At 69.4% G+C, this 26,329-nt stretch carries 21 protein-coding genes and 2 tRNA genes; 15 read left to right on the forward strand and 8 right to left on the reverse strand.

All coding sequences use genetic code 11. The annotated features are described in order from the left end of the window. Positions 1–90 precede the first annotated feature (90 nt). Positions 91–618: an AlpA family transcriptional regulator gene (locus ABE85_RS02670; protein WP_067269833.1), complete on the forward strand. Its 528-nt coding sequence runs from the start codon at positions 91–93 to the stop codon at positions 616–618. A 146-nt stretch (positions 619–764) separates the two neighbouring features. Here the strand turns inward: ABE85_RS02670 and ABE85_RS02675 are convergent, their stop codons facing one another. Next, entirely contained in the window at positions 765–1,076 is a 312-nt protein-coding gene (locus ABE85_RS02675; protein WP_067269835.1) for a c-type cytochrome, read from the reverse strand. Positions 1,077–1,244: 168 nt separating this feature from the next. Between ABE85_RS02675 and ABE85_RS02680 the strand changes: the two genes are divergently transcribed. Next, entirely contained in the window at positions 1,245–1,493 is a 249-nt protein-coding gene (locus ABE85_RS02680; protein ID WP_067269837.1) for a TIGR04438 family Trp-rich protein, read from the forward strand. Positions 1,494–1,497: 4 nt separating this feature from the next. Here the strand turns inward: ABE85_RS02680 and ilvD are convergent, their stop codons facing one another. Further along, positions 1,498–3,231: a dihydroxy-acid dehydratase gene (ilvD, locus tag ABE85_RS02685; protein WP_082938259.1), complete on the reverse strand. Its 1,734-nt coding sequence runs from the start codon at positions 3,229–3,231 to the stop codon at positions 1,498–1,500. A 103-nt stretch (positions 3,232–3,334) separates the two neighbouring features. Between ilvD and ABE85_RS02690 the strand changes: the two genes are divergently transcribed. The 8 genes from ABE85_RS02690 to ABE85_RS02725 all read left to right on the forward strand — a co-directional run bounded on the left by ABE85_RS02690 (position 3,335) and on the right by ABE85_RS02725 (position 9,862). Then, on the forward strand, positions 3,335–4,234 hold the full coding sequence (locus ABE85_RS02690) for a LysR family transcriptional regulator (RefSeq protein ID WP_067269839.1): 900 nt from the start codon (positions 3,335–3,337) through the stop codon (positions 4,232–4,234). Between the two features lie 147 nt (positions 4,235–4,381). Further along, on the forward strand, positions 4,382–5,437 hold the full coding sequence (locus tag ABE85_RS02695) for a tetratricopeptide repeat protein (protein WP_067269841.1): 1,056 nt from the start codon (positions 4,382–4,384) through the stop codon (positions 5,435–5,437). Positions 5,438–5,599: 162 nt separating this feature from the next. Beyond that, the gene (gene lgt, locus ABE85_RS02700; RefSeq protein WP_067269842.1) at positions 5,600–6,430 is read left to right on the forward strand and encodes a prolipoprotein diacylglyceryl transferase; all 831 of its coding nucleotides are present in this window, start codon (positions 5,600–5,602) and stop codon (positions 6,428–6,430) included. Between the two features lie 36 nt (positions 6,431–6,466). Further along, entirely contained in the window at positions 6,467–7,183 is a 717-nt protein-coding gene (dnaQ, locus tag ABE85_RS02705) for a DNA polymerase III subunit epsilon (protein ID WP_067269844.1), read from the forward strand. A gap of 163 nt (positions 7,184–7,346) precedes the next feature. Then, a tRNA-Val gene (locus tag ABE85_RS02710) sits at positions 7,347–7,421 on the forward strand. Positions 7,422–7,484: 63 nt separating this feature from the next. Further along, positions 7,485–7,559, forward strand: a tRNA-Val gene (locus tag ABE85_RS02715). 303 nt (positions 7,560–7,862) lie between these two features. Then, positions 7,863–8,711: an NUDIX hydrolase family protein gene (locus tag ABE85_RS02720; protein ID WP_067269846.1), complete on the forward strand. Its 849-nt coding sequence runs from the start codon at positions 7,863–7,865 to the stop codon at positions 8,709–8,711. A gap of 50 nt (positions 8,712–8,761) precedes the next feature. Next, the gene (locus ABE85_RS02725; RefSeq protein ID WP_067269848.1) at positions 8,762–9,862 is read left to right on the forward strand and encodes an NAD(P)/FAD-dependent oxidoreductase; all 1,101 of its coding nucleotides are present in this window, start codon (positions 8,762–8,764) and stop codon (positions 9,860–9,862) included. Positions 9,863–9,868: 6 nt separating this feature from the next. On the opposite strand, the gene ABE85_RS02730 is transcribed toward ABE85_RS02725, so the two are convergent. Both ABE85_RS02730 and ABE85_RS02735 read right to left on the reverse strand, forming a co-directional pair. Beyond that, positions 9,869–10,855, reverse strand: a complete 987-nt coding sequence (locus ABE85_RS02730) for a tripartite tricarboxylate transporter substrate binding protein (protein WP_082938261.1) — start codon at positions 10,853–10,855, stop codon at positions 9,869–9,871. Continuing rightward, a complete protein-coding gene (locus ABE85_RS02735) occupies positions 10,848–11,768 on the reverse strand; it encodes a LysR family transcriptional regulator (protein WP_067269850.1) in 921 nt (306 codons plus the stop codon). Before ABE85_RS02735 ends, ABE85_RS02730 begins: the two co-directional genes overlap by 8 nt. Positions 11,769–12,036: 268 nt before the next feature. Here ABE85_RS02735 and ABE85_RS02740 point away from each other — a divergent pair, with 268 nt between their 5' ends. From ABE85_RS02740 to ABE85_RS02755, 4 genes are all read left to right on the forward strand, one after another. Continuing rightward, positions 12,037–13,140, forward strand: a complete 1,104-nt coding sequence (locus ABE85_RS02740) for a porin (protein WP_082938262.1) — start codon at positions 12,037–12,039, stop codon at positions 13,138–13,140. 103 nt (positions 13,141–13,243) lie between these two features. Then, positions 13,244–14,548, forward strand: a complete 1,305-nt coding sequence (locus ABE85_RS02745; protein WP_067269851.1) for a PEP-CTERM sorting domain-containing protein — start codon at positions 13,244–13,246, stop codon at positions 14,546–14,548. 141 nt (positions 14,549–14,689) lie between these two features. Beyond that, entirely contained in the window at positions 14,690–16,021 is a 1,332-nt protein-coding gene (locus ABE85_RS02750; protein ID WP_409072592.1) for a hypothetical protein, read from the forward strand. Positions 16,022–16,294: 273 nt separating this feature from the next. Then, positions 16,295–18,208 carry an amidohydrolase gene (locus tag ABE85_RS02755; RefSeq protein ID WP_067281706.1) on the forward strand — a complete coding sequence of 638 codons (1,914 nt, stop codon included), beginning with the start codon at positions 16,295–16,297 and terminating at the stop codon, positions 18,206–18,208. Positions 18,209–18,212: 4 nt separating this feature from the next. On the opposite strand, the gene ABE85_RS02760 is transcribed toward ABE85_RS02755, so the two are convergent. The 4 genes from ABE85_RS02760 to ABE85_RS02775 all read right to left on the reverse strand — a co-directional run bounded on the left by ABE85_RS02760 (position 18,213) and on the right by ABE85_RS02775 (position 23,266). Continuing rightward, positions 18,213–18,656, reverse strand: coding sequence for a VOC family protein (locus ABE85_RS02760; RefSeq protein ID WP_067269852.1), 444 nt, complete (start codon positions 18,654–18,656; stop codon positions 18,213–18,215). 84 nt (positions 18,657–18,740) lie between these two features. Further along, entirely contained in the window at positions 18,741–19,559 is an 819-nt protein-coding gene (locus ABE85_RS02765; protein ID WP_067269853.1) for a helix-turn-helix domain-containing protein, read from the reverse strand. A gap of 77 nt (positions 19,560–19,636) precedes the next feature. Further along, a complete protein-coding gene (locus tag ABE85_RS02770; RefSeq protein ID WP_067269854.1) occupies positions 19,637–21,505 on the reverse strand; it encodes a glycoside hydrolase family 13 protein in 1,869 nt (622 codons plus the stop codon). Positions 21,506–21,568: 63 nt separating this feature from the next. Then, positions 21,569–23,266 carry an alpha-amylase family glycosyl hydrolase gene (locus ABE85_RS02775; protein WP_197507181.1) on the reverse strand — a complete coding sequence of 566 codons (1,698 nt, stop codon included), beginning with the start codon at positions 23,264–23,266 and terminating at the stop codon, positions 21,569–21,571. A gap of 228 nt (positions 23,267–23,494) precedes the next feature. Here ABE85_RS02775 and ABE85_RS02780 point away from each other — a divergent pair, with 228 nt between their 5' ends. Further along, entirely contained in the window at positions 23,495–26,281 is a 2,787-nt protein-coding gene (locus ABE85_RS02780) for an alpha-1,6-glucosidase domain-containing protein (RefSeq protein ID WP_067269855.1), read from the forward strand. Positions 26,282–26,329 lie beyond the last annotated feature (48 nt).

The raw sequence follows: 26,329 nt of genomic DNA on the forward strand, positions 1-26,329 counted from the left end.
GCTCCGTTCCTTCAGGAGCGGTGCCCGCGATCATGGCGGCGCTCGGGCGACACGGCGCGCCAGACGCTGACCTCACAGAAGGAGTCGTTTGTGGAATATTCGTTCACGCTCAAGGTCCAGATGCCGCCGTCGGACTGCGAGGAGGAGCCGTTGAAACAACGGCTGGTTTCCGTCGGCTGCAAGGACGTGCGGGTCGCCGTGGGCCTGCGCGGCCGGGTGATGTTGAGCTTCATCCGGGAGGCCGAGCGCGCCGATCAGGCCTTGCTGGGCGCGCTGCGCGAGGTCCGCAAGGCCATCCCCGGCGCGCGGCTGATCGAGGCGGGGCCGGACATGGTCGGTCTCACCGACGTGGCGACGCTGGTGGGCGTCTCCCGCCAGAACATGCGCAAGCTGATGCTGACCCACCCGATGAGCTTTCCGTCGCCCATCCATGAGGGCAACTCGTCCTCGGTGTGGCACCTGTGGGACGTGCTGCGCTGGATGCAGGGGCGCGGCGGCTACAAGATCGACGAGGCGATCCTCGAGCTCGCGACGGTGGCCAAGGCGGTCAACCTCGCCCGCGAGAGTCGTCATCTCGACGACAGGCGGCGCGACGAGCTGCTCAAGCTCGTGGCCTGACGGGCGCGCTCGGCGCCCTCGGCGACCTCAAAAAAGGAAAGGCCCCGGAGGGCCTGCAGCTTCCGAAGGGCAGGGGCGTCGTGGGACGCCCCTGTTGCCCTGGATACCCCGGATACCCTGGATACCGTGGATACCCGGTTCGACGCTCACTTCGTCGACAGGATCCACTTGGCGAGTGTCTCGGCCTCGGCCGGGCTGACCTGCGTGTTGGCCGGCATGGGCACCGGACCCCAGACGCCGGAACCGCCCTTGATGATCTTCTCGGACAGCTTCTTCACGGCGTCCTTGTCCGAAGCGTACTTGGCCGCGACATCCTTGTAGGCCGGGCCGACCAGCTTCTTGTCGACCGCATGGCAGGCCATGCAGTTCTTCTTCTGCGCCAGTTCGGGGCTGGCGAAGGCGCTGGGGGCGCTCAGCGTGGCGGCGAGGGCCGCGGCAATGAACAAGGCGTTTCTCATGGCATCCTTTCAGGTGTTGCCGGGCCTCCGAATGGCGCCACAATCGCCGTCGCGACATGGGTTGGACATGACGCGACGCAGGTCGACGAGTGGCTGGGGGGATCCGGGCTCGCGCGATTGTAGTGTTGGGGGACGCGCCGGGCAGGAGCGCGCACGAGGAGAACGACGATGTGGTTGATGGTGATCGGTGTCTTGTTGATCGTTCTCAAACTGGCCGCTGTCGGCCCGTTTGAAACGCTGAGCTGGTGGTGGGTGCTGTCGCCCTTCCCGGTGGCCGTCGTGTGGTGGGAATTCGCCGACAAGACGGGCTACACCAAGAAGCGCGAGATGGACAAGATGGACGAGAAGAAGGAAGAACGCCGCCAGCGCCAGCTCGACGCCATCGGGCAGGGCGACAAGACGCGCAAGAAGCGTTGATCCCTCACTCGAACTTGTCGAGCACCGCGCCCGAACTGGCGCTCGATGCGTTCTTGGCGAACTTCGCCAGCACGCCGCGGGTGTAGCGCGGCGCGGGCTGTTGCCAGACCGCTTTGCGGCGAGCCAGCTCGGCGTCGTCCACGTTGAGCTGCAGCAGCAGCTGCACCGCGTCGATGGTGATGGAGTCGCCCTCGTTCACCAGCGCGATCGTGCCGCCCGCATAGGCCTCCGGCGCGACGTGGCCCACGACCATGCCCCAGGTACCGCCGGAGAAGCGGCCGTCGGTGATCAGGCCGACGCTCTCGCCCAGGCCCTGGCCGATCAGCGCGCCGGTCGGCGCCAGCATCTCCGGCATGCCCGGGCCGCCCTTGGGGCCGAGGTAGCGCAGCACCATCACGTCGCCCGCCTTGATCTGGTTGGCCATGATGGCCGCGAGCGCCGACTGCTCGTCGTCGAAGACGCGCGCCGGGCCGGTGATGACCGGGTTCTTGAGGCCGGTGATCTTGGCCACGCAGCCCTCGGGCGACAGGTTGCCCTTCAGGATGGCCAGGTGGCCTTGCGCGTAGATCGGGTCGGCCACGGCGCGGATCACCTCCTGATCGGGCGAGAGGTCCGGCACGTCGGCGAGGTTCTCGGCGACGGTCTTGCCGGTGATGGTGATGCAGTCGCCGTGCAGCAGGCCGGCCTTCAGCAGCTGCTTCATGACGGCCGGAATGCCGCCGGCCTTGTGCAGGTCCACGGCCAGGAAGCGGCCGCTGGGCTTGAGGTCGCACAGCACCGGGATCTTCGTGCGCATGCGCTCGAAATCGTCGATGGTCCAGTCCACCTCGGCCGCGTGCGCGATCGCCAGGAAGTGCAGCACCGCGTTGGTCGAACCGCCGGTGGCCATGATCACCGCGACGGCGTTCTCGATGGCTTTCTTCGTCACGATGTCGCGCGGCTTCAGGTCGGCCTTGACGGCGGCGACCAGGTAGTCCGCGGCGCGTTTGGTGTTCTCGACCACCTCGTCCTCGACGTTGGACATGCTCGACGAGTAGGGCAGTGACATGCCCAGCGCCTCGAAGGCCGAGCTCATCGTGTTGGCGGTGTACATGCCGCCGCAGGAGCCGCTGCCGGGGATGGCGCGCTTCTCGATCTGGCAGAAGTCCTCTTCGCTCATCTTGCCGGCGCTGAACTGGCCGACCGCCTCGAAGACGCTGACGATGTTGAGGTCCTGGCCCTTGTAGTGGCCCGGCTTGATGGTGCCGCCGTAGATGTAGATCGCCGGCACGTTGGCGCGCAGCATGCCCATCATGCCGCCGGGCATGTTCTTGTCGCAGCCGCCGATGACCATCACGCCGTCCAGCCACTGGCCGCCGACGCAGGTCTCGACGCAGTCGGCGATGACCTCGCGCGAGACCAGCGAGTACTTCATGCCCTCGGTGCCCATGGCCATGCCGTCGGAGATCGTCGGCGTGCCGAAGAGCTGCGCGTTGGCGCCGGCGGCCTTCAGGCCGATCACGGCGGCGTCGGCCAGCTTCTGCAGGCCGGAGTTGCACGGCGTGATCGTCGAGTGGCCGTTGGCCACGCCGATCATGGGCTTGCCGAAGTCGCCTTCCTCGTAGCCCATGCCGTAGTACATCGAGCGGTTGGGCGCGCGAGCGACGCCCTCGGTGATGTTCTTCGAGCGGCGGTTGGGCGCGTCGTCGTGGGGCGCGGCGGTCGCGCCGCGGGAGGCGTTGTTCTTCGGATCGGTCATGGTGTCGTCCTGGCGAGCGAGGCTTGGAGCGCGCCAGTATGCGTCGCGGCTTCCTGCGGGTCCAATATATAGTCGAAGGCGTTTTGATTCATGTGATGTATCGATGATCGAACTCCGCCCGCTGCGCCAGTTCCTGGTGCTGGCCGAGGAACTGCACTTCGGCCGCGCCGCCGAGCGGCTGCACATGACGCAGCCGCCGCTGAGCCTGGCCGTGCAGAAGCTGGAGGCGCAACTGGGCGTCCAGCTGCTGGAGCGAGGTCGCCGGGCGGTCGCGCTGACGGCGGCCGGGCAGGCGCTGGTCGAGGCCTCCCTGCGCCTGGTGGAGCAGGCCGACCAGGTGCCCGCCCGCGTGCGCGCCGCGGCCAGCGGCGAGGCCGGCCGGCTCAGCCTGGGCTTCGTGTCGACGGTCGGTTACGGGGACATGCCGCGCTGGCTGCGGCTGTTCCGCGAGGCGCTGCCGGACGTGCAGCTCGCGCTGCGCGAGGCGACGCTCGACGTCCAGTTGCGCGGCTTCGAGACGGGCGAGCTCGATGCCGGCTTCGCGATCCATGCGCCGGGCGCGGAGCCGGCCGGCTTCGAATGCCTGACCGTGTCGACCGAGCCGCTGGTGCTCGCGCACGCCGAGGACTGGGCGCTGGCGCGACGCCGCCGGCCCTCGCTCGAGGACGTGCTGCGCGAGCCGCTGGTCGTGTTCCCGCGCGAGATCGCGCCCTCGCTGTTCGATGCGCTGCTGGGCTTCTACCGCGCGCACGGCGCGACGCCGCACATCGCGCAGGAGGCCATCCAGATGCAGACCATCGTCAACCTCGTCTCGGCGGGCATGGGCGTGGCCTGGGTGCCGCAATCGGTCTGCGCGTTGCAGCGGCCCGGCGTGCGCTACCGGCCGTGGCCGTCGGCCCGCGTGCCGGCCTGCGACACCAGCCTGATCTGGCGCCACGACGCCTCACCGGTGGTGCATCGCTTCGTCGACCATGTCCGCGGGCAGGTGAAAGTCAAGGCGTGACCCCGTCCGGACCCGCCCCGAAAGGGCAGGTCCGGCCTGTCGGTTGCCGGTGGGAAAGACGAAGGTGAAGTTCCGTATCCGGCATGCCGTGGGCATGCAGGGCCGGCGGACTTCTGCGACCATCCGTCGATGAAAGGACGTCTCCCCGTGAAAGCTCCCCGCAAGAACGACGACACCGCCCGCCGCGGTACCTGGCGACGCCTGATCGGCGCGATCTGCGTCGTGACCGGCTTTTCGATGCTCATGAGCGTGGCCTTCGCGACGCCGGCGCAGGCCGCGGTGCTGAAGGACGCGGCGCTGCAGGCGCTGCTCGACGCCGGCCGCGCGGACGATCTGGAGAAACTGGCCGGGGAACGGCTGAAGGCCGAACCGGACGAGCCACAGGCAGTGGCCGCGCTGGCGCTGGCGCAACTGGACCTGGCCGACGGCGCCGCGTTGAAGCAGAACACCCAGCGACTGGAGCAGTGCGTGCAACGCACGCCGAACGAGGGCGCGTGCCACTACGCGCTGGCGCTGGCGCTGGTGATGCAGGCGCGGGGTGGCAGCAAGCTGAAGGCGCTGGGCTCGCTGGGTCGTGTGAGCGAGCTGGCGCAACGCGCGATGGCGCTGCTGCCCGACGCCCCCGAACCGCGCAGCGCGCTGCAGCAGTACTACCTGGCCTTGCCCAGCTTCATCGGGGGCGGGGAGTCGAAGGCGCGCGCGCTGGAAAGCGACGTGAAGGACCCGGCCCAGTTGAGCCTGATGCGCGCGCGGGTGGCGGCGTCCAGGAAGGACTGGCCGGCGATGGAGAAGGCCTTGCGCGCGGTGCGCACGCAGCGGCCCGAACTGCTGCTGGAGCTGCGCGTCCTGTGGAGCGATTACGGCCGCAACCTGATGTTCAGCGAACAGAAGGAGCGGGCGGTGCCGTGGTTCGAGGAACTGCTCAAGAGCCAGCCCAACCAGGCGATGGGCGCCTACGGCCTGGGCCGCGCGTACGACGCGCTGGGCCAGTACGACAAGGCGGTGGCTTCGTTCGAGCGCGCCCGCGGCATGACGGGCGCCGAGCAGCTGGGCCTGGACCGTCGCCTGGGCAGCGCGTTGGCGGGCAAGGGCGACAAGGCTGGCGCGCGCGTGGCGCTGGAGCGCTGCGTGGACAGCCGCCGAGGCAGCCCGAGCGACATCGAAGATTGCCGCAAGCAACTGACGGCGCTCGGTGCTCCGTGACGAGCACCTCGGTGGTTCCGGAGCGAGGCAGGCCGGTGCCCCTTGGAGCGAATTCCGAGCGGCGAGGAGGAGATTGAGCGGAAAGGGGCACCGGCCTGTCTCGCGGGCGCTGCTCCCGTGCCATTTATGATTCGCGCCTTCTCGACGCGGTAAAGCTCCTTCATGTTGGTCCATCCCAAGTTCGACCCTGTCGCCATCGAAATCTTCGGATGGCCGATCCATTGGTACGGGCTGATGTACCTGACGGCCTTCGGCCTGTTCCTGTGGCTGGGCAACCGCATGGTCCGCAAGCCCTGGAACGCGGCGCGCGGCTGGACCCGGCGCGACATCGACGACCTGCTGTTCTACGGCGTGCTCGGCGTGGTGCTGGGCGGCCGGCTGGGCTACGTGTTTTTCTACAAGCCCGGCTACTACATGAGCCATCCGGGCGAGATCCTGGCGGTGTGGCAGGGCGGGATGTCCTTCCACGGCGGGCTGCTGGGCGTGATCGTCGCGCTGGCCTTCTTCGCGTGGCGGCGCGGCTTCAACTTCCTGGAGGTCGGCGACATCGTCGCGCCGTGCGTACCCACCGGCCTGGCCGCGGGGCGTCTGGGCAACTTCATCAATGGCGAGCTGTGGGGCCGCGCGGCCGATCCCAGCCTCCCCTGGGCGATGGTGTTCCCGCAGGCCAACGACGCGGTGCCGCGTCATCCCTCGCAGCTCTACCAGTTCCTGGGCGAAGGCGTGCTGCTGTTCATCGTGCTGTGGCTGTTCGCGCGCAAGCCCAGACCGATGGCGGCGGTGTCGGGTCTGTTCCTGGTCGGCTACGGCGTGGCGCGATTTGTCGTCGAGTACTTCCGCGAGCCCGACAGCTTCCTCACGCTGGACAAGCAGCCGCTGCACCTGAGCCAGGGCCAGTGGCTGAGCGCGCCCATGATCGTCATCGGCGTCCTCATGATGCTGTGGGCCTACCGCCGCGCGGCACGCCTGCAGGCGGCGCCTGCGACCCGCTGAGCTGCCGGGCCGAGCACACCACCTTCGAGAACCGACATGCGTCAGATCTTCTTCGACACCGAAACCACCGGCCTGAATCCCGAATCGGGCGACCGCGTCGTCGACATCGGCTGCGTGGAGATGGTGAACCGTCAGTTGACGGGCCGCCATCTGCACTTCTACCTGAACCCCGAACGCGACATGCCCGAGGAGGCGTTCCGCGTCCACGGCCTGAGCATCGAGTTCCTGTCGGACAAGCCCAAGTTCGCGCAGATCGTCGACGAGTTCCTCGAGTTCATCCGCGACGCGGAGCTGATCGCGCACAACGCGGCCTTCGACGTCGGCTTCATCAACGCCGAGCTCAAGCGCTGCGGCAAGGCCCCGCTGCACGAATGCGTGGAGAGCGTGCGCGACACGCTGCTGATGGCGCGGGACATGTTCCCGGGCAAGGCGAACTCGCTGGATGCGTTGTGCCGGCGGCTTGAGGTCGACAACAGCAACCGCGGCCTGCACGGCGCGGTGAAGGACGCGGAGCTGCTGGCCGAGGTCTTCATCCGCCTGACCCGGGGTCAGGACTCGCTGGTCATCGACGACAGCGGGTCCTCGTCGGGCGAGGGCGGTCAGCTGGAGGTGGCGGCCATCGACTTCAGCGCCTTCGACCTGCCGGTGATCGCGGCGACGGCCGAGGAGCTGGCCTTGCACGACAAGGCGCTGGTGGACCTCGACAAGGCCAGCGGCGGCAAGCGCATCTGGCAGGTGCCCGTCGCGGCCTGAGACGCGAGGCCCGGAAGTCGAGGCTGAGAGGCTGGACTGAAAGACGAGAGTCAAACAGTTCTTGAATCGACTCCAATTCTCATGGCATAATCTTCGACTTTCCCGGACATCCAAAACCGCAGTGCACGCAGCAATGCAAGCCGTGGTGATGGACGACAAGACCGGGCGGTTAGCTCAGCGGTAGAGCACTGCCTTCACACGGCAGGGGTCGCAGGTTCGAACCCTGCACCGCCCACCAAAGTCTCTTCAGAGCGTCTTTGGATTCTTGTTGGAAGTTTGAGGAAGACCCGGTCCAGATACCGGGCGGTTAGCTCAGCGGTAGAGCACTGCCTTCACACGGCAGGGGTCGCAGGTTCGAACCCTGCACCGCCCACCAGATCAACCCCGTCAACGCAAGTTGGCGGGGTTTTTTCTTTGCGAATCTTCTCTGCATGTGCCCTGTCGGCGAGGGTGGCAAGGCAGTCGATGAAAAAGCAGCCCCAAAGCGTTATCAGCAAAAGAATCAGGCAATAGCCAGGAGTGAAGATCCTCGCTTTTGGGGCGCCACTGGGCGACCGCATTGCTTCGTCGTTGTTGGTCATGTGCGTTTCCTGAAAGGGCGGGATCATCCTGCGTTCACGGGGTCTCGTCTCTCGCACATTTCAGTCATTTGTGGGGGAGGCGCGGAGAGAATCAGCGCATGCCTTCGCTGTTGCCGCCCTCGCTTGTCGCCGTGATTCCGCGCTGCCTGCAGCTCGCGAGTCAGCCGGTGCCGGGCGGACTCCTGCCGTTGAGATTGGGAGACGTCACGATCGGCCGGGTGCATCCGTTGCGTCAGGTCTTGCTAGGCGAAGTCTGGCCTGAACTCCAACGTCGCGATGGCGCGTTGTGTTGGGAGGCGGAGGGGCTCGATGTCCAGGCCCGGTCCCAACGTATCGGCGAGGTGGCGCTCGCGCTGAAAGAGCGCGGTGCGATCACCGGCTGGCGCGGCGAGCGCTACGCCTGCGAGCGGCCCGTCGACGATCCTTGCACCGGGCGCGGCGAGGTGCTGTTCCGCCTGGAACGCGCCGCCTTCCGCTTCTTCGGACTGATGAGCCGCGCGGTGCACATCAACGGCTTCCTGCCAGGAGCGCGGCTCGTGTGCGGTCGACGCGCGCTGTCGAAGGCGACCGATCCCGGGAAGCTCGACAACCTCGCCGCCGGCGGTCTGACAGCCGATGAGGATCTTGTCGACTGCGCTCGCCGCGAGCTGCTGGAGGAGGCGGGAGTGCCGCTGACGATCAGTGCTGCGGTGCAAGCGCGCGGCGCGTTGCGCAGCACGCGCATGGAGCCCGAGGGCCTGCACGACGAAGTGCTGCATGTCTTCAGCCTTCAACTGCCGGGCGGCTTCTCGCCGCGCAATGGCGACGGCGAGGTCAGCGAGTTCCTGACGCTGGATCTGGAAACCCTCGCGCAGCGGCTCGCCGCCGGCGAGTTCAGCCACGACGCCGCCGCGGTGAGCGCCTTCGGGCTCCAGCATTCGCACGCGCTGGCCGACCTGCGCGCCTGATCGCGACCTGAACGCGCACTGAATCGAAGAGGCTGGTCACAATCGCCCGCATGGATCAAGTCGATGCAGTGGTGATCGGGGCCGGCGTCGTCGGCCTCGCGGTCGGCCGGGCGCTGGCGATGCGCGGGCTGGAGACGCTGGTGCTCGAGCGCGAGCTCAGCATCGGCACCGGCGTGAGTTCGCGCAACAGCGAGGTCATCCACGCCGGGCTCTACTACCCGGCGGGATCGCTGAAGGCGCGCCTGTGCGTGCGCGGCAAACAGCTGCTCTACGCGCACTGCGAATCCCACGGCGTGCCGCATCGTCGTTGCGGAAAGCTTGTCGTCGCGACGTCGGCGGATCAACTGCCTGGCCTGCACGCGCTGCGGGCGAAGGCTGCCATCAACGGCGTCGACGACCTGCGCTGGCTCACGCGCGAGGAGGCCATCGCGCTCGAACCCGAACTGCAATGCGAGGCTGCGCTGCTGTCGCCGTCCACCGGCATCGTCGACAGCCACGGGCTGATGCTCTCGCTGCAGGGCGACCTGGAGCGGCACGGCGGCGCGGTCGCGTTCGGCGCGAGGGTGACCGCGGTGCGGCGTGACGGAGCGGCGCATCTTGTTCACACGGACGACATGACGTTGGGAGCCCGCGTCGTGGTCAACGCGACCGGACTGCATGCGCCGCTGCTCGCTGCTGCGATCGAAGGCCTGCCGCCACCGCCCGCCGCGCGCTTCAGCAAGGGCTGCTACTTCGCACTACAAGGGAAGGCGCCGTTCTCACGGCTCGTGTATCCGATGCCGCAGGACGCGTGGCTGGGTGTTCACCTCACGCTGGACCTCGGCGGACAGGCGCGCTTCGGGCCTGATGCGCAGTGGCTGGACGTCGAGAACCCCGACGGCATCGACTACGCCGTCGATCCCGCCCGCGCCGACGTCTTTTACGACGATGTGCGCCGCTACTGGCCCGCGCTGCCGGACGGCGCGCTGCAGCCCGCGTACAGCGGCGTTCGGCCGAAGATCCACGCGCCGCACGAGCCCGCACCCGACTTCCGCATTGACGGTCCCGCGCAGCACGGCGTGCCGGGTCTGGTGAACCTGATGGGAATCGAGTCGCCTGGGCTCACGAGTTCATTGGCGATTGCCGAAGAGGTGGTGGCGCGTCTCGACTGACGACGCCTAATCCGCCGGCACGCGCAGCGCGCGTTCGCGCTCCTTCGCGATGCGCGCGGCGAAGTCCGCCGCCGGGCCGCCCGTCGGCAGGTTGCTGACGTCGAGGATTTTCGAGCGGATCTCGGGCAGGCGCAGCGCCTCGTTGACGACCGCGTTGATCAGTCGCAGCCGCTCCTCCGGCACGCCGCGCGGCGCGAAGAGGCCGAAGGTCGAGACGAGGTTCGCTTCCGGATAGCCGAGCTCGGCCAGCGTGGGCACGTCGGGCAGCACCGGCAGCCGCACCGGCGAGCCGATCGCCAGCGCCTTCAGCCGGCCCTGCCGCACGAACTGCAGCTGCTGCGACGCGACGTTCGAGGACAGCAGCTCGAACTGCCCGCCGATCGCATCGGTCAACTGCTGGCCGCCGCCCTTGTAGGGCACGTGGATGATGTCCACGCGCGCCGCGGTGCGCACCTGCGCCAGCACCATGTGACCGACCGTCGCCTGGCCCGACGTCGCCCAGCGCAGCCGGCCCGGCGCGGCCCGCGCCGCGGCGATCATCGCGGCGAAGTCCTTCGGTTTGAACGACGGATGCGCGAGCACCAGCACCGGCGTGTCCATGATGCTGATGACGGGCGTCACATCGGGCGCCGTCGCGGCGAGGGATGCGCCGGCGGGGGCGAACACCAGCGGCGATATCGCGCAGTAGGCCAGCGTGTGGCCGTCCGGCGCCGCGCGCGCGAGCGACTCCAGCGCGGTCAGGCCGCCCGCGCCGGCGCGGTTCTCGACGATCACCGGCACCTTCAACCGCGTGCCCATGTGCTGCGCGAGCGCTCGCGCGGTCTCGTCGCTGACGCCGCCGGGCGGGTAGGCGACGATGAGGTGGATCGGACGCGTGGGCCAGGGTTCGCCCGCAACGGGCGCGCTGCCCGTCTGCGCCAGCGTCTGCGTCCACGGCGCAAGACCTGGCACCAGGGCGCCCGCCGCGGCGTTCAACAGAGCGCGCCTACGCATCGCGGTGCTCCATCGCGATGCGGTGGGCCAGCGCGAGGAAGGTCGCCGTCGGCCCCTCCTGGTCGTGTGAGCGATAAGCCAGGGTCAGCGGCGCCTCCAGCCGCGCGTGTTTCTCCAGCGGCCGGAACACGATCGAATGCGCATGCACGCCGCGCATCGACGCCGGCACGACCGTGATGCCGGCGCCGGCCGCCACCAGGTTGAGGTTCATCATCATCCGGTCGACCTCGACGAAGCTGCGCGGCTTGACGCCGTCGCGCTCGCACAGCGCCAGCAGGTTGGCGTAGAGGCCGGGCGCGCCCGGGCGGCGCACGAGGATCAGGTCCTCGTCCTCGAGCTCCGCCAGCGGCACCGGCGTGGACCCCGCGCGCGGCACGGTCGCGAGCCGGTGGTCCAGCGGCAGCGCCAGCAGCGCGGGCTCGGTCAGCAGCGTCTCGAAGCTGACGCCCTCGGGCTGCGCGACCGGCACGCGCAGGAAGGCGCAGTGCAGCCGCGACTTCACGATCGCCTCGATCAACCCGGCGGCATGGTTCTCGGTCATCGTCAGCGCGATGCCCGGATGCTCGCCGCGGCACGCGCGCAACACCGCCGGCGTGAACGCATGCGCCGCCGCCGAGCTCGTGAACCCGATCGCCAGCAGCCCGTGCTGTCCGCCGGCCAGCCGGTCCATGCGGTCGCGCATGTCGTTGTAATCGCGCAGCAGCCGTCGCGCCTCGTCCAGGAACTGGCGCCCGCCGTCGGTCAGGCTCACGCCCTTCGGATGGCGGTGCAGCAGGGCGATGCCCAGCTCCTGCTCCAGCGTCTTGATCTGCTGGCTCAGCGGCGGCTGCTGCATCCCGAGCAGCGCCGCGGCGCGCGTCATGTGGCCGGTCTCCGCGACCGTCACGAAGTAGCGCAGATGTCGGAGGTCCATGTCTGCGTTGTCTCCTGGTCCTCGGGCTCGCCGTCGCTCTCCCAGGTGCAAACCATGCGGAAAGCTACGTACGTCCCATATTCAAAACGTCTCGGACTCTGCGGATCAGTGTATTTGACGCTATGGAGGGCCGTCACTAAGGTCCGCCCCGGATACGGAGAAAAGCGATCCAAGAACCGTCCGAGAACGGTCCCACTGCGGTCGGGTGAGCAGTACGACGAGCGGTCCCGAACGAGGACACGACGACAACCAGACGGAGACAACGTTGATGAACACGAAACGACATTCGAGGAACGCGTGGCATGCACGCAGGGCCCTGGTCCTGGCCGCCACCGCGGTGGGAGCGGCCGGCGCGGCGCACGCGCAGAGCGGCAGCAGCGTGCAGGTGTTCGGCCTGCTCGACATCGGCGTGCAGGCGCTGAAGGCCAGCGGCACCGACACGCGCTACCTGGTCAACAGCGACGGCAACACGTCCAGCCGTTTCGGCGTGCGCGGCACCGAGGACCTGGGCGGCGGGCTGAAGGTCGGCTTCTGGCTGGAGTCGGCCGTGGCCGTCGACGACGGCACCAGCGGCGCGACCAGCACCAACAACAAGGACTCGGTCAGCGGCGGCCTGACCTGGGGCCGGCGCGCGACGGTGCAGATCTCCTCGGCCGACTGGGGCGAGCTGCGCCTGGGCCGCGACTACGTGCCGTCCTTCGGCAACCTGACCACGTCCATGCATCCGTTCGGGACGAACGGCGTGGGCAGCTCCGGGATCATGTACTACCCGGTGCCCGCCAACGGCACGACGGCGCGCACCAACGTGCGGGCGTCCAACTCGATCGGCTACTTCACGCCCTCGGGCATCAACGGCTTCTACGGCCACGCGATGCTGGCGCTGGGCGAGCAGGCCGCGGGACCGACGCGCAAGGACGGCCAGCTGACCGGCGTGCGCATCGGCTGGCGCAACGAGACCTTCAACGGCTCGGCGGCGATCTCCAAGACGCGTTACGCCACCGGCGACTACACGCAGAGCAACGTGGGCATGGCGTACACCTGGGGACCGGCCAAGCTGATGGCGCTGTGGGGCCGCAACGAGGTCGGCATCACCAGCACGACCGCGACGATGCTGGGCACGCAGTGGCAGGTCTGGCCGCAGGGCGAGCTGCGCTTCGCCTACACCTGGCTGAAAGCGAAGAACGTCGCCAGCGACGCGACGCACATCGCGATCGGCTACGTGCATGACCTGTCCAAGCGGACGGCGCTTTACACCAACCTCGCCAAGGTGGACAACAAGGGCCGCGGCACGCGCTTCAACGTGGGGCTCGCGACGACGCAGCCCGGCGGCGACAGCGGCGGCTTCGAGGCCGGCGTGCGCCACAACTTCTGACCGCCGCCTGATCCAGGCCTGACCCCAGTCCGACCGCTGTCCGACCGCTGTCGGACATCCGCCTCACCTCGGCTTCAACCAGCAGCAACGAAGGAGCACGACCATGTCGACCACCATGCTCTCCCAACCCCTGAGCCGGACCCGCGCGGTCGTGCTCGCCTTCACCGCCCTGGCGGGCCTCGCGGCGTTCGCGCCGACAGGCGCCCACGCCGAGGCGACGAAGATCCTCTTCGTCGGCAACAGCTACACCTTCGGACGCGTCGATCCGGTGATGAGCTACAACGCCGCCAACGTCCACGACCTGACGGCGGCCATGTACGCCAGCAACCCCAGCGGCGCCAACAGCTTCGAGCCCCATCCGTGGGGCGGCATCGCCGGCATCTTCAAGCAGTTCACCGTGCAGGTCGGGCTGGACTACGACGTCTCGATCTCGGCGCGCAACGCGGCCTCGCTGCGCGGGCAGTTCCTCAACACCAACAACGCCGGCTGGGACCTGCGCGGCAACATCGGCTCGCAGGCCTGGGACAAGGTCGTGCTGCAGGAGCAGAGCGACGAGCCGCTGACCAAGCAGCCCGGGCTGGCCTCCAATCCGGCCTACTTCAACACCTACACCAACCTGATCGAGAACTGGATCCACCAGGGCAATGCGCTCAGCTACCGCGAGCGCGACCTGATAGGCGGCACGAACGCGAAGTGCGCGGAGATCACCGGCGCGTCGACGGGCACCTGCTCGCTGCTGCGCAACGTGCCGGCGAACGCGAATGCCAACGCGAACGCCGATGTCTACCTCTATCAGACCTGGGCGCGGCCCAACCTGGTCAACGCGCCCAGCACGACGGTCACCGACGAGAACACCGGCGCGGTGACGCCGACCGGTCAGCCGGCGCCCTCGTTCTACCCGACGCTGCAGGCGATGACCGACGACCTGAAGCAGGCCTATGCCAACGCCGCGCTGATGGCGGGCGCGGACGGCTCGGGCGGCATCGCGGGCGTGGCGCCGGTGGGCGAGGCCTTCATGCGCGCGATCGCCGCGGGCGTCGCGACGCCCGACATGTATGCGTCGACGGCGGCGACGGACGGGCTGCTCGACCTGTGGTTCGACGACGGCACGCATGCGAGCAAGTACGGTTCCTACCTGAGCGCGCTGACGCTGTTCGGCACGATCACCGGCCTGGACCCGTCGGTGCTGGGCCTGAACGAGATCGCGGCGCGCGACCTCGGCATCAGCGCGGCGCAGGCGCTGCTGCTGCAGCGCGTGGCCAGCGACCAGCTCGGCTTCGCCGCCGCGGTGCCCGAGCCGGCCTCGTTCGCGCTGGCGGGCCTGGGTCTGGGCCTGTTGTGGATGATGCGCCGCGGTCGCCAGGAGCGACTGTCGGCAAGGGGCGCGATGCCCGCGGTGCCCGCATGACCGCCACCGCGGTCCGGGCTTGATTCCTGAAGGGAAATGAAGGGGATGAGGATGCTGATGACACAAGGGGCCGGCAGCGGCGCGTGGGGACCGACTGCGCGTACGGCGACGAGGGCGGCCGCGACCGCCGCCGCACTGGCGATGGGCGTCCTGGGCCTGACGGCCTGCGCGCCCGTCGCCGTGGCGAAGAAGCCGCAAGGCCCGACCTTCGACATGGCGCGCGAAGCTGCGCCGGCGCCGACGGCCTGTCCGTCGGGTGTCGGCGAGGGCGCGAGCTGCCTGTCGGGCACGGACAGCGCCGGCGCGATCTACATGATCGTGATGCCCAGGCAGTGGAACGGCGACCTCGTGTTGCACGCGCACGGCGGTCCCTTCCTCGGCGCGCCGACGGTCAAGCGCGTGACGGAGGACGTCGAGCGCTGGACCATCATGCCGCGCCTGGGCTACGCCTTCGCGTCGTCGAGCTACCGCCAGGGCGGTGTCGCGGTGAGCGCCGCGGCCGAGGACAACGAGCGCCTGCGGCGCCTGTTCATCGACAAGGTCGCCAAGCCGAAACACGTCTACCTGCATGGCCAGTCCTGGGGCGCGAGCGTGGCGGCGAAGGGCGCCGAGCTCTTCGCCGACGGCAAGCCCTACGACGCGGTGCTGCTGACCTCGGGCGTGCTGGGCGGCGGGACGCGCAGCTACGACTTCCGCCTGGACCTGCGCGTGGTCTACCAGTACCTCTGCCACAACCACCCGCTGCCGAGCGAGCCGCAGTACCCGCTCAACATCGGACTGCCGGCGGACTCGCCCTTGAAGCAGGCGGACCTCGCGAAACGCGTCGACGACTGCCTGGGCCTGAACAAGCCGGCGGCGGAGCGTTCAGCGGAGCAGACGGCGAAGATCAAGACCATCGTCGACGTGATCCACATCCCCGAGCGCAGCATCCAGTCGCATCTGAACTGGGCGACCTGGCACTTCCAGGACATCGCGCAGAAGCGCACCGGCGGCGCGAGCCCGTTCGGCAACGTCGGCGCGGTGTATGCCGGCTCGAGCGACGACGCGGCCTTGAACGCCGGCGTGCTGCGCTACAAGGCCGATGCGAAGGCGGTGGCGACCCTGTCCGCCGATGCGGACCTGGGCGGCAGGATCCCGGTGCCGGTGCTGACGGTGCACGCGATCCACGATCCGACGGCGATGGTGGAGTTGCAGGAGAGCTTCGGCCGCACGATGGCCGCGGCGGGCCGCGGCGACGCGCTGGTGCAGACCTTCACCGGCGACAAGGACCACAGCTACCTCAGCGACCCGACCTACGCGGCGTTGATGGACGCGCTGACGACCTGGGCCACGCAAGGGAAGAAGCCGACGCCCGAGTCCATCGCCGCAGGCTGCGAGAAGGCGAAAGAGAAGCTGGGCCAGACCTGCCGCTTCGAGCCGAAGTACCAGGTGAAGGCCGTCGAGACGCGGGTGCCCAAGCGCGATCGGCCTTGACGCGCCCTTGAGCCGTCACTGGCGCGGTGATCGGCTCGCCACACGCCGCCTTCCAGACATCAGCGCCGGGATGCGGCGTCGAAGACACCGGCCTTGCGCCGGTGTCCCCATTTTGGGAGAAGCGAAGCGCGACGATCAGGCGAAGAATCGGCCCGTTCGAATCGACAGGAGCCCGCCATGTTCACCGACCTGATCCGCACCGGCCGCGAGGACGCGCCGCAGGGCAACCGCCGCGACTTCATGGAGGCGGCCGCCGCCCTCGGGATCAGCGTGATGGCGGGGCCGGTGCTCGCGCAGTCGGGGCAGGGCGGCGCGCCCGACCTCATCCTGCGCAACGGCCGCATCACGACGATGGATCCGGCCAAGCCCGAGGCGACCGCCATCGCCCTTCGCGACGGCGTCGTGATGGCCGTCGGCACGGACGCGGAGATCGCCAGGCTCGCCGGCGCGAAGACGCGCGTCGTCGACGTCGAGAAGCGCCGCGTGATCCCGGGGCTCACCGACTCGCACATGCACATCATCCGCGGCGGGCTCAACTTCAACATGGAGCTGCGCTGGGACGGCGTGCGCTCGCTGGGCGCGGCGCTGCAGATGCTCAAGGACCAGGCCGCGCGCACGCCGGCGCCGCAGTGGGTGCGGGTGGTCGGCGGCTGGAACGAATTCCAGTTCGACGAGAAGCGCATGCCGACGATCGCCGAGCTCAACGCCGCGGCGCCGGACACGCCGGTGTTCGTGCTCAACCTCTACAACCAGGCCTTCCTGAACCGCGCGGCCTTGCGCGCCGTCGGCTACACGAAGGACACGCCGCAGCCCGCCGGCGCCATCATCGAGCGCGACGCGCGCGGCGAACCCACGGGGCTGCTGCTGGCCGAGCCCAATGCCTTCATCCTCTACAACACGCTGAACCTCGGGCCCAAGCTCGATCCGGAGCAGCAGCTCAACTCCACGCTGCACTTCATGCGCGAGGAGAACCGGCTGGGCGTGACCTCGGTCGGCGACGCGGGCGGCGGCTTCCAGAACTACCCCGACGACTACGCGATCATCGACAAGCTGGCCAAGGAGAACCGCCTCACGGTGCGCATCGCCTACAACCTGTTCCCGCAGAAGGCCAAGCAGGAACTGGCGGACTTCCAGCGCTGGGCCAGGATGGGCAGACCCGGCGACGGCAGCGACTTCTACAAGCTCAACGGTGCAGGCGAGATGCTGGCCTTCAGCGCGGCGGACTTCGAGGACTTCCTCCAGCCGCGTCCCGAGATGCCGGCGGCGATGGAGAACGACCTCGAAGGCGTGGTGCGTTTCCTCGCCGGCAACGGCTGGCCGTGGCGCATGCACGCGACCTACAACGAAACGGTCTCGCGCAGTCTGGACGTGTTCGAGAAGGTCCATCGCGACCATCCGATCGACAAGCTCGGCTGGTTCTTCGACCACTGCGAGACGGTGACGCCGCAGAACCTCGAACGCATCAAGCGGCTGGGCGGCGGCATCGCGGTGCAGAACCGGATGTCGATGCAGGGCGAGTACTTCATCCGCCGCTACGGACTGAAGGCGACGGCCGAGACGCCGCCGGTCAAGCGCATGCTGGAGATGGGCATCCCCGTGTCGCTGGGCACCGACGCGACGCGGGTCAACAGCTACAACCCGTGGCAGGCGCTGTACTGGCTGGTGTCGGGACGCACCATCGGCGGCACGCTGCTGTATCCGGAGGAACGCCGGCTGGACCGCGTCGCCGCGCTGCGGCTGATGACGGCGGACGGCGCCTGGTTCTCGCGGGAGACCGGGAAGAAGGGCGTGCTGAAACCGGGCGCGTTCGGCGACCTGGCGGTGCTGGACCGCGATTTCCTGACCGTGCCCGAGGATCAGATCCAGGACATCACGTCCGTGCTGACCGTGGTGGCCGGCAAGCCGGTGCATGGCAGCGGCGCGTATGCGTCGCTCGCGCCGGCGCTGCCGCCGGCGATGCCGGACTGGTCGCCGGTGAAGACCTACGGCGGCTACCAGGCGCGGAAGTCGTCGGTGGCGTCATCGCTGAGCGATGCCGAGCGCCGCTACCAGTACGCCGCGCAGTGCGCCTGCGCGAGCGGCTGCGGCGTGCACGGCCACGATCACACGGCGGTCGCGAGCGCGGCGCGCGATGCGACCTCGGCGCAGGCGTTCTGGGGCGCGCTGGGATGCAGCTGCTACGTGTGAGGCCTCACCCGGTCATCATCGCCGTGTAGCGCCGCTGCATTTCCTCCGGCGCGACGTCCTCGATCGAATGGCCCAGCAGCCACGAGTGGCCGAAGGGATCGCGCAGACGGCAGGAGCGTTCGCCGTAGAACTGGTCCGTGGGCGGCATCGTGATCGTCGCGCCGGCGGCCACGGCGCGCTCGGCCATCGCGTCGGCGTCGTCGACGTGCAGGTGGACGGTGCAGCCGGTGAAGGTCCCGTTCTGCGGACCGACCATGCCGTACTCGGGGAACTCGTCGCACACCATCAGCACCACGGGACCGAGTTGCAGTTCGACATGCCCGATGCGCCCCGAGGGCTCGACCAGGCGGAAGCGTTCGATCGCCCCGAAGGCCTGCTGGTAGAACGCGATCGCCGCCGTGGCGTCGCGCACCATCAGGTAGGGGAACACCTCGTGGATGGCGTTCATGACGGCAACTCCTGTGCAATGCGGCATCGGGCCGCGGTGACCGCAGCGTAGGTCACCCGGGGCCGGCCTGTATTGGACATTTTTTCAGGTCCGCAGCGCCACGTGGGTCGGCTGGTCGATCTGCACCGGCTGGTAGGCGCCGGGTGCCACGCCGGCCAGTTGCCGGAACTCGCGGATCAGGTGCGACTGGTCGGCGTAGCCGCCATCGGCGGCGATCTGCGCCCAGTCGCGCGGACCGCAGCGCACGAGCGTCGGCAGCAACGCGCCGAAACGCAGCACGCGGGCGTAGCGTTTGGGCGTGAGGCCGACCGCCTGTTCGAAGCGGCGGATGAACTGCGCCGGCGTCAGGCCGCTGGCGCGCTGCACCGGACCGACCTGGGCGAAAGAGGGGTCGCGGCGGAACGCCTCGAGCGCGAACGTGGCCAGCGGATCGATGGGCGGTGCGTTGCGCAGCCGTCGCAGGAGGTCGTCGTGCAGGACGAGCAGGGCGTGCCGCGGTGACGCGGCGGCCTGCAGGCGCTCGCGCAGCAGGCGGGCGCCCGGCCCCCAGAGGTCTTCGAGCAGCTCCGTGCGATTGCGCAGCGCCGGCAAGGCGCCGCCGAAGAACGTGGCGGCGCCGGCCGGCGTGAAGTGCACGCCGACGACGGCCGACGGACCCTCGGTGCCGCGCACGCCGAAGCGGTCGAAGGCGCCCTGCACGATCGCGCCGCGCAGCCGGCGCGCGACCGGATCCTGTTCGTCGTCGTAGCGGATCAGGTGGTCCTGCAGCAGCGGCACGACGATGTCGGCGCAGCCCGTGGGCAGGCTGCGCTCGCGCGTGTGCGGCAGCTCGCCGCGGGCGCTGTACCAGAGGCACGCCACATGGGCGGCCAGCGGGGCGGCAGGGCGTTGGCGCAGGACCATGATGAACGCCTCCAGTCGAGGGGACCGGAGCCGATTCTCACCCAGTCGCTGACCCGGTCAGTCAGGCGATGGCGCGCTCACTCGATCGACAGCAGCGTCACCGACCTCGCCGGCAGCGTCAGCGTCCGGCCCAGCGTCCGGCGCTCGCCGGTCATGACGTCGAGCGCCTGGTCGCCCTCGCGCAGCATCTCGGGGAAGCGCGTCAGGTCCAGTTCCCGCGCTTCCTTCGCCTTGCTCATCACGAGCATCAGGCGCTTGCCGCCCAGGCCCTTGGCGGGGTCATAGCGGAACAGCACGTAGCTCTCCGCCAGCGGCGCGTACTGCATCAGCGCGCCGTCGTGCACCAGCGTCTCCGCCTTGCGCCAGTTCAGCAGCCGCTTCAGCCACGCCTGCGCGCCGGCCTGGCGCTCACCCAAGCCCGCGCCGGTGAAGGCGTTGACCGCATCGCCGGCCCAGCCGCCGGGGAAGTCCCCCCGCACCGCGCCGTCGTCACGATGGCGCGGGCTGGTCATCAGGATCTCGGAGCCGTAGAAGAACTGCGGGATGCGCCGCACGAAGGACAGGTAGGCCCAGGCCATCTTCGTCAGCTCGAGGTCGTCGTGCAGCACGCTGTAGACGCGCGGCGTGTCGTGGTTGCCTTCGAACAGCACCAGGTTCGCCGGGTCCGGATAGACGAAGTCGTGCGCCAGCGCCTCGTAGAGCTTCATGAATCCGCCGTCGTGCGCGTCCTGCTGGTTCAAGCCGGCCAGCAGCGCCTCCTGCAGCGGGAAGTCCATCAGGCTGGGCAGCGAGGACACGTAGCCGTCGTGGTTGTGCTTGCCCGCCTGCCAGTAGGACACCACGGCGGGATGCGGGCTCCATTCCTCGCCGACGATGTTCAGCTTGGGGTACTCGTCCTTCAGGCGGCGCGACCACGCGGCGAGGAAGTCCTTGTCGGAATAGCTGTAGGTGTCCGTGCGCACGCCGGCGAGATCGGCGGTCTCTATCCACCACAGGCTCATCTGCGTGAGGTAGGTCGCGACCAGCGGCTGGCGCTGGTTGAGGTCGGGCATGCCGGGGCTGAACCAGCCGTCGCTGAACCGCCGGCGGTCGCTGGGCGCCGCGTACGGGTCCTGCAGCGACATGCGCGCGTGATGCGTCTCGGTGTACTGGGGCCAGGTGTTGACCCAGTCCGCCGTCGGCAGGTCGGCCATCCACCAGTGGTGCACGCCGATGTGGTTCAGCACGATGTCCTGGATCAGGCCGAGGCCGTGGCGCTTGGCCTCCGCGCCCAGCCGCACGTAGTCGGCATTGCTGCCGAAGCGCGGATCGACCTGGTAGAAGTCCGTCGCGCCGTAGCCGTGGTAGCTCCACTTCGGGCTGTCGTTCACCGACAGCGGCGTCGGCCACAGCATGGTGAAGCCCATCGCGGCGATGTAGTCGAGGTGGGCCGTCAGGCCCGCGAGGTCGCCGCCGTGGCGGCCGCCCGGATCGGCGCGGTTCAGGCCTTCAGCCAGCCCCGGCACGACGTCGTTGGACGGATCGCCGTTGGCGAATCGGTCCGGCACCACCAGGTAGATCGCGTCCTTGGGGCCGAAGCTCGCGCGCTGCGCCGAGCCCGGCGCGCGCTGACGCAAGGCGTAGGGATGCTCGAAGACGACCTTGCCGTCGCGCTTGAAGCGCAGCGTCAGCGTGCCCGGCTTCGCCGACGCCTCGATCCGCAGGTCGACGAACAGGTAGTTGGGGCTGTCGCCGCGCCGCGTGCCGACCAGCGTCACGCCCGGTGTCGGGACGAGTTCCGCCTGCAGGGCGCCGATGCCGGCACCGTGCAGCATCACCTGCAGGTCGGGCGACTTCATGCCGACCCACCAGTCCGGGGGCTCGACGTGGGCGAGCGTCACCGGGGCGGAGGACGAGGCGGATGCGGCGGAGGCGGCCGTCGCGGCGGCGGCGGGAGCGTGGGTCATGACGAGAAGGCTTGAGGCGAGAAAAACGAGGGAAGCGAGTGAGGACGACATCCTGCACGCCCTTCAGCGAAGACGGAAGACCTGCACGGACAAGGGCGCGGCGGTGAGCGTGAGTCGGCCGCGAGCGTCCACGGCAGCGACCGCTGACGACGGGCGCTGCGGATACAACGGACGCAGGCGCGCCTTCGACGGCAAGCCGGGCAACGAGACCTCGGCGGCATCGCGGCCGTAGTTGATGAGGACGAGCACGCGCTGGTCCTTGTGGACGCGCTGGAAGCTCAAGACCTGACCCTGCGCGAGCGGTGCTTCGTAGCGGCCGCGCGCGATCGCCGGCTGGCTGTTGCGCAGCGCCAGCATCGCCTTGTAGAAGTTCAGCAGCGAGACCGGGTCAGCGGCCTGCGCCTGCGCGTTGTGCGTGGCGATGTTCGGCGAGGCCGGCCGGAACGCCGTGCCCGTCGAGAAGCCGCCGGGCTCCGAGGTCCAGCTCATGGGCGCGCGCAGCGGCGCGTCGCCCGGCAGCCCGGCGACGCCGGCCTGGCCGATCTCCTCGCCGTAGTAGATGAAGGGCGTGCCCGGCAGCAGCAGGTAGGTCGCGGCGGCGAGCTTGTAGCGCGCCTCGTCGCCCTCGAACTGGTCCCAGGCCCGCTTGCCCGCGAAGATGTCGTGATTGCTCAGCATCGTGGCCATCGACAAGGGCGCTTCGGTGAAGAAGCGCGCGACCTTGGCCACGGCCTCGACCGAACCGTCGCCGCCCTTGGCCGCATCGATCACCGCGCGTTCCAGCCCGAACGCGAACGCGCTGCCGCAGATGTCGTCGCGGGTGTAGACCTTGGGCTCGGCGGTCGCCTCGCAGACGACGAAACGCTGCGGGTAGCGCTTGATCAGCCGCGTGAACTCGCCGGTCAGCGCGCGGCTCTCCGGCTGGTCGTTCCAGTCCTTCGCGCTGTTCTCGATCAGGTGCGGCACGGCGTCCAGGCGGTAGCCGTCCAGCCCGCGGTTGAGCCAGAAGCGCAGGCTGTCCGCGTGGTACTTCACCACCGCGGGGTTGCGCATGTTGAAGTCGGGCATGTGCGGCCCGAACACCGCGAAGTAGCGCGGCGAACCGGCGGGGGCCTGGGCCGTCGATTCCGGCTTGGGTGGCGCGCTGGCGCCTTCCGGCAGGTCGGGCACTTCCTCGCCGGGCAGGTACCAGGGCGTCTTGCCCCAGATGTCCCAGTCCTTGAGCTCGCCCAGCGGCTGCGAGGTCCAGACGAACCAGTCGCGCCACGGGCTCGCGGGATCGGCGACCGCCGAACGGAACAGCGGATGCTCGCGCGCGCTGTGGTTGATCACGTAGTCCATGACCACGCCGATGCCGCGCCGGTGGGCCTCGCGGATCAACTCGTCGAAGTCGGCCAGCGTGCCGTACTGCGGCTCGATCGCGCGGTAGTCGGTCGTCGCGTAGCCGTGGTCGCGGTCGGCGCTGGCGGTGATCGGCATCAGCCAGATGCCCTGGATGCCGAGGGCCTTCAGGTAGTCGAGCCGCTGCGTCACGCCGCGCAGGTCGCCGATGCCGTCGCCGTCGCTGTCCTGGAAACCGCGCACGAAGATCTCGATGAAGGCGCCGTGCTGCCAGCCCTCGGGCAGCGTGCTGCGTCCGTGCACTTCCTTCACCGGCGAGAGGTCCACCGGTGCGGCGCCTGCCATAGACGCGGCCATCGTCGTGGCCATCGCAGCGGCCAGCATCGTGGCCATGGTGATGGCATTGGGGCGACGCGTCATCTTTCGGTCTCCTGATCTTGTTGCTTGATCTGTAGCAAAAGTACAGATTCTAATGAGGCCTGAAAGGGTCTCGAAGGCATCTTCGCGCCGCAGCATAGAAGGTATGTTCCATGAAGGGAAGTCCTGATCCTCCGTGTATGTAGTTTTGCTACCATCGAAAACACAGTGCCGGCACGAGCGACCAGAAGCGCGTTGCTGGCGGCAGAACAACACCTTGCTGGAGATCCGATGGGCGTGCGCTCGACCTTGTCCCGTGCCTGGCCGCGTCTGGCGGCATTGACGCTGAGCGGCATGGCCGGGATGCCGTTGGCGATGGCGATGGCCGCTGCCGATCCGTCGCTCGCCGCATGCGACGTTGGGCCGGTGACGATGCTCAGACCCCAGGCGCCGACGCTGCCGACGCAGACCGGGACGTCGGCCACGCCGCAGCCCGTGTGGCTCGATGCGCGCCGTCTACGGTGGCCGGGCCTGACGCTGGCCGCCGGCGAGGTCGTCCGGTGGCATCACTCGGCCACGGGCGGACTGAGCTTGAGCGATGGGCATGTGAGCGGAAGCGACCGCAGCGTCGCGCTCCGGACCGTCGATGCCGCACGCGAACCGCTGGACGCTGCGCTCGCCGCGCAGAGCGCCTATCTGGGCGCCGGCGCGGAGTTCGCGCTGGAGGAGGGCGTCGATCCCGCCGCGTGGCAGCGGGGTCAGGCGTTGATCACCGTCGAAGACGCGCAGGGTCGTGTGATGCGCTGGAGCGCGGCGCAGACCGCGCGTGCGCTCGATGCGATCTACGCAGCAGCTGAGGACGAACCGGCGCTGGGTGTGACGGTGACGGCCAAGGGCGCGGCCTTCAAGCTGTGGGCGCCGACAGCCGATCGTGTCGAACTCTGCGCCTATCCAGGACCTGACAGCGCCGCCAGCGCCCGTCTGCCGCTGAACCGCGACGAGCGCACGGGCATCTGGTCCGTCGATGCGCCGTCCGTGCGCAGCGGCTCGTACTACCGCTACCTCGTCGAGCTCTTCGTGCCGGGCGTCGGTCGCGTGCGCAACCTGGTGACCGATCCGTATTCGGTGAGCTTGTCGGCGGACTCGGCGCGCAGCTACGTCGCCGACCTGTCCGAGCCGCGCCTGCAACCGCGCGGCTGGGCGACCAGCCGCATCCCCGACCGCGTGAAGACGCCGACCGACATGGTCGTCTACGAGCTGCACGTGCGTGACTTCTCGCGCGACGACCGCAGCGTGCCTGTCGCGCAGCGCGGCAAGTACCTGGCCTTCACGCAGTCCGGTTCCGCCGGCATGCGCCATCTGCGCGCGCTCAGCGAGGCGGGTCTGACGGACGTCCACCTGCTGCCGATCTTCGACCTGGCCACCGTGCCGGAGCGAGGCTGTGTGGTGCCGCGCGTGCCCAAGGCCGCGCCCGACGGCGAGGCGCAGCAGGCGGCCGTCATGGCCGCCGCCGACAAGGACTGCTTCAACTGGGGCTACGACCCCTTCCACTACAGCGCGCCGGAGGGCAGCTTCGCCAGCGATGCCAACGACGGCGCGGTCCGCGTGCGCGAGCTGCGCGCGATGGTCATGGGTCTGCACGCGGCCGGGCTGCGGGTCGGCATGGACGTGGTCTACAACCACACGACGGCCTCCGGGCAGCATCCGCAGTCGGTGCTGGACCGCATCGTCCCCGGCTACTACCAGCGCCTGGACGCGCTCGGTCGCGTCGAGCGCTCGACCTGCTGCGACAACACCGCCACCGAGCACCGCATGATGGGCAGGCTGCTCGTCGACTCCGTAGTGCTGTGGGCGCGCGAGTACAAGATCGCCTCCTTCCGCTTCGACCTGATGGGCCACCAGCCGCGCGCGGTGATGGAACAGCTGCAGGCGCGCCTGCAGCGCGAGCTCGGCCGCGAGGTGCCACTGATCGGCGAGGGCTGGAACTTCGGCGAAATCGCCAGCGGTGCGCGCTTCGTGCAGGCCTCGCAGCTGTCGTTGAACGGCACCGGCATCGGCACCTTCAGCGATCGCGGCCGCGACGCGGTGCGCGGCGGCGCGGCGGGCGACGACGCGGCGACCTCGGCGCGCCGGCCCGGCTTCATCGTGCCCGCGGCGGCCGGCGACGCTGCGCGCCGCGAGGAACTGCTGCGCCAGGGCGATCTGCTCAAGCTCGCGATGGCGGGCACGCTGCGCGGCTTCGAACTGGAGACCGCCGACGGTCGTCGCATCGCCGGGGAACGTCTGCCCTACGGCGACCAGCCGGCCGGCTACGCGTCGGTGCCGGCGGAGGTGGTCAACTACGTCGAGAACCACGACAACCAGACGCTGTTCGACGCGCTGGTGCTGAAGCTGCCGCGCACGACCACCGCCGACGACCGGGCCCGCACGCAGGCGGTGGCGCTCGGGCTGAACGCGCTGAGCCAGGGCGTCGCCTACTTCCATGCCGGCGGCGAGCTGCTGCGCTCCAAGTCGATGGACCGCAACAGCTACGACTCGGGCGACTGGTTCAACCGGCTGGACTGGAGCGGTCGCGACAACGGCTTCGGCGCCGGCCTGCCGCCCGCGCGCGACAGCGCGCAGGACTATGCGCTGCTGCGGCCGTTGCTGGCCGATCCGGCGATCAAGCCCGGTCCGGCGCAGATCGACTGGACGCGGCGCGTGTTCCTCGACCAACTGCGAATCCGCGCGAGCACGCCGCTGTTCCGGCTCGCCGATCCGCAGGAGATCCGGCGCCGCCTCGTCTTCCACAACACCGGGCCGTATCAGCAGGCGGGCGTGATCGTCGCCCGGCTCGACGGCGCGGGACGCGCGGACGCGGTCTTCGAGCGGGTGCTGGTCGTCGTCAATGCCACCGCGGACGCCGCCGCGCTGACGCTGCCGGCCGAGGCCGGCTTCGGCTGGCGCCTGCATCCGGTGCAGCGGGCCGCGGGCGCGGCGGATGCGCGCGTGCGGGCCGAGTCGCGGGTCGACGGCGGGCGTGGAGAGTTCCGCGTTCCGGCGCGTAGCGTTGTGGTGTTCGTCGTCGACCGTCGCTGAACGTCGCTGAGCGTCCCCGGGCGTTGCCGGTCTGGACCTTCGCCGGGC

The organism is Mitsuaria sp. 7, from assembly GCF_001653795.1.
Taxonomy (GTDB): Bacteria; Pseudomonadota; Gammaproteobacteria; order Burkholderiales; family Burkholderiaceae_C; genus Roseateles.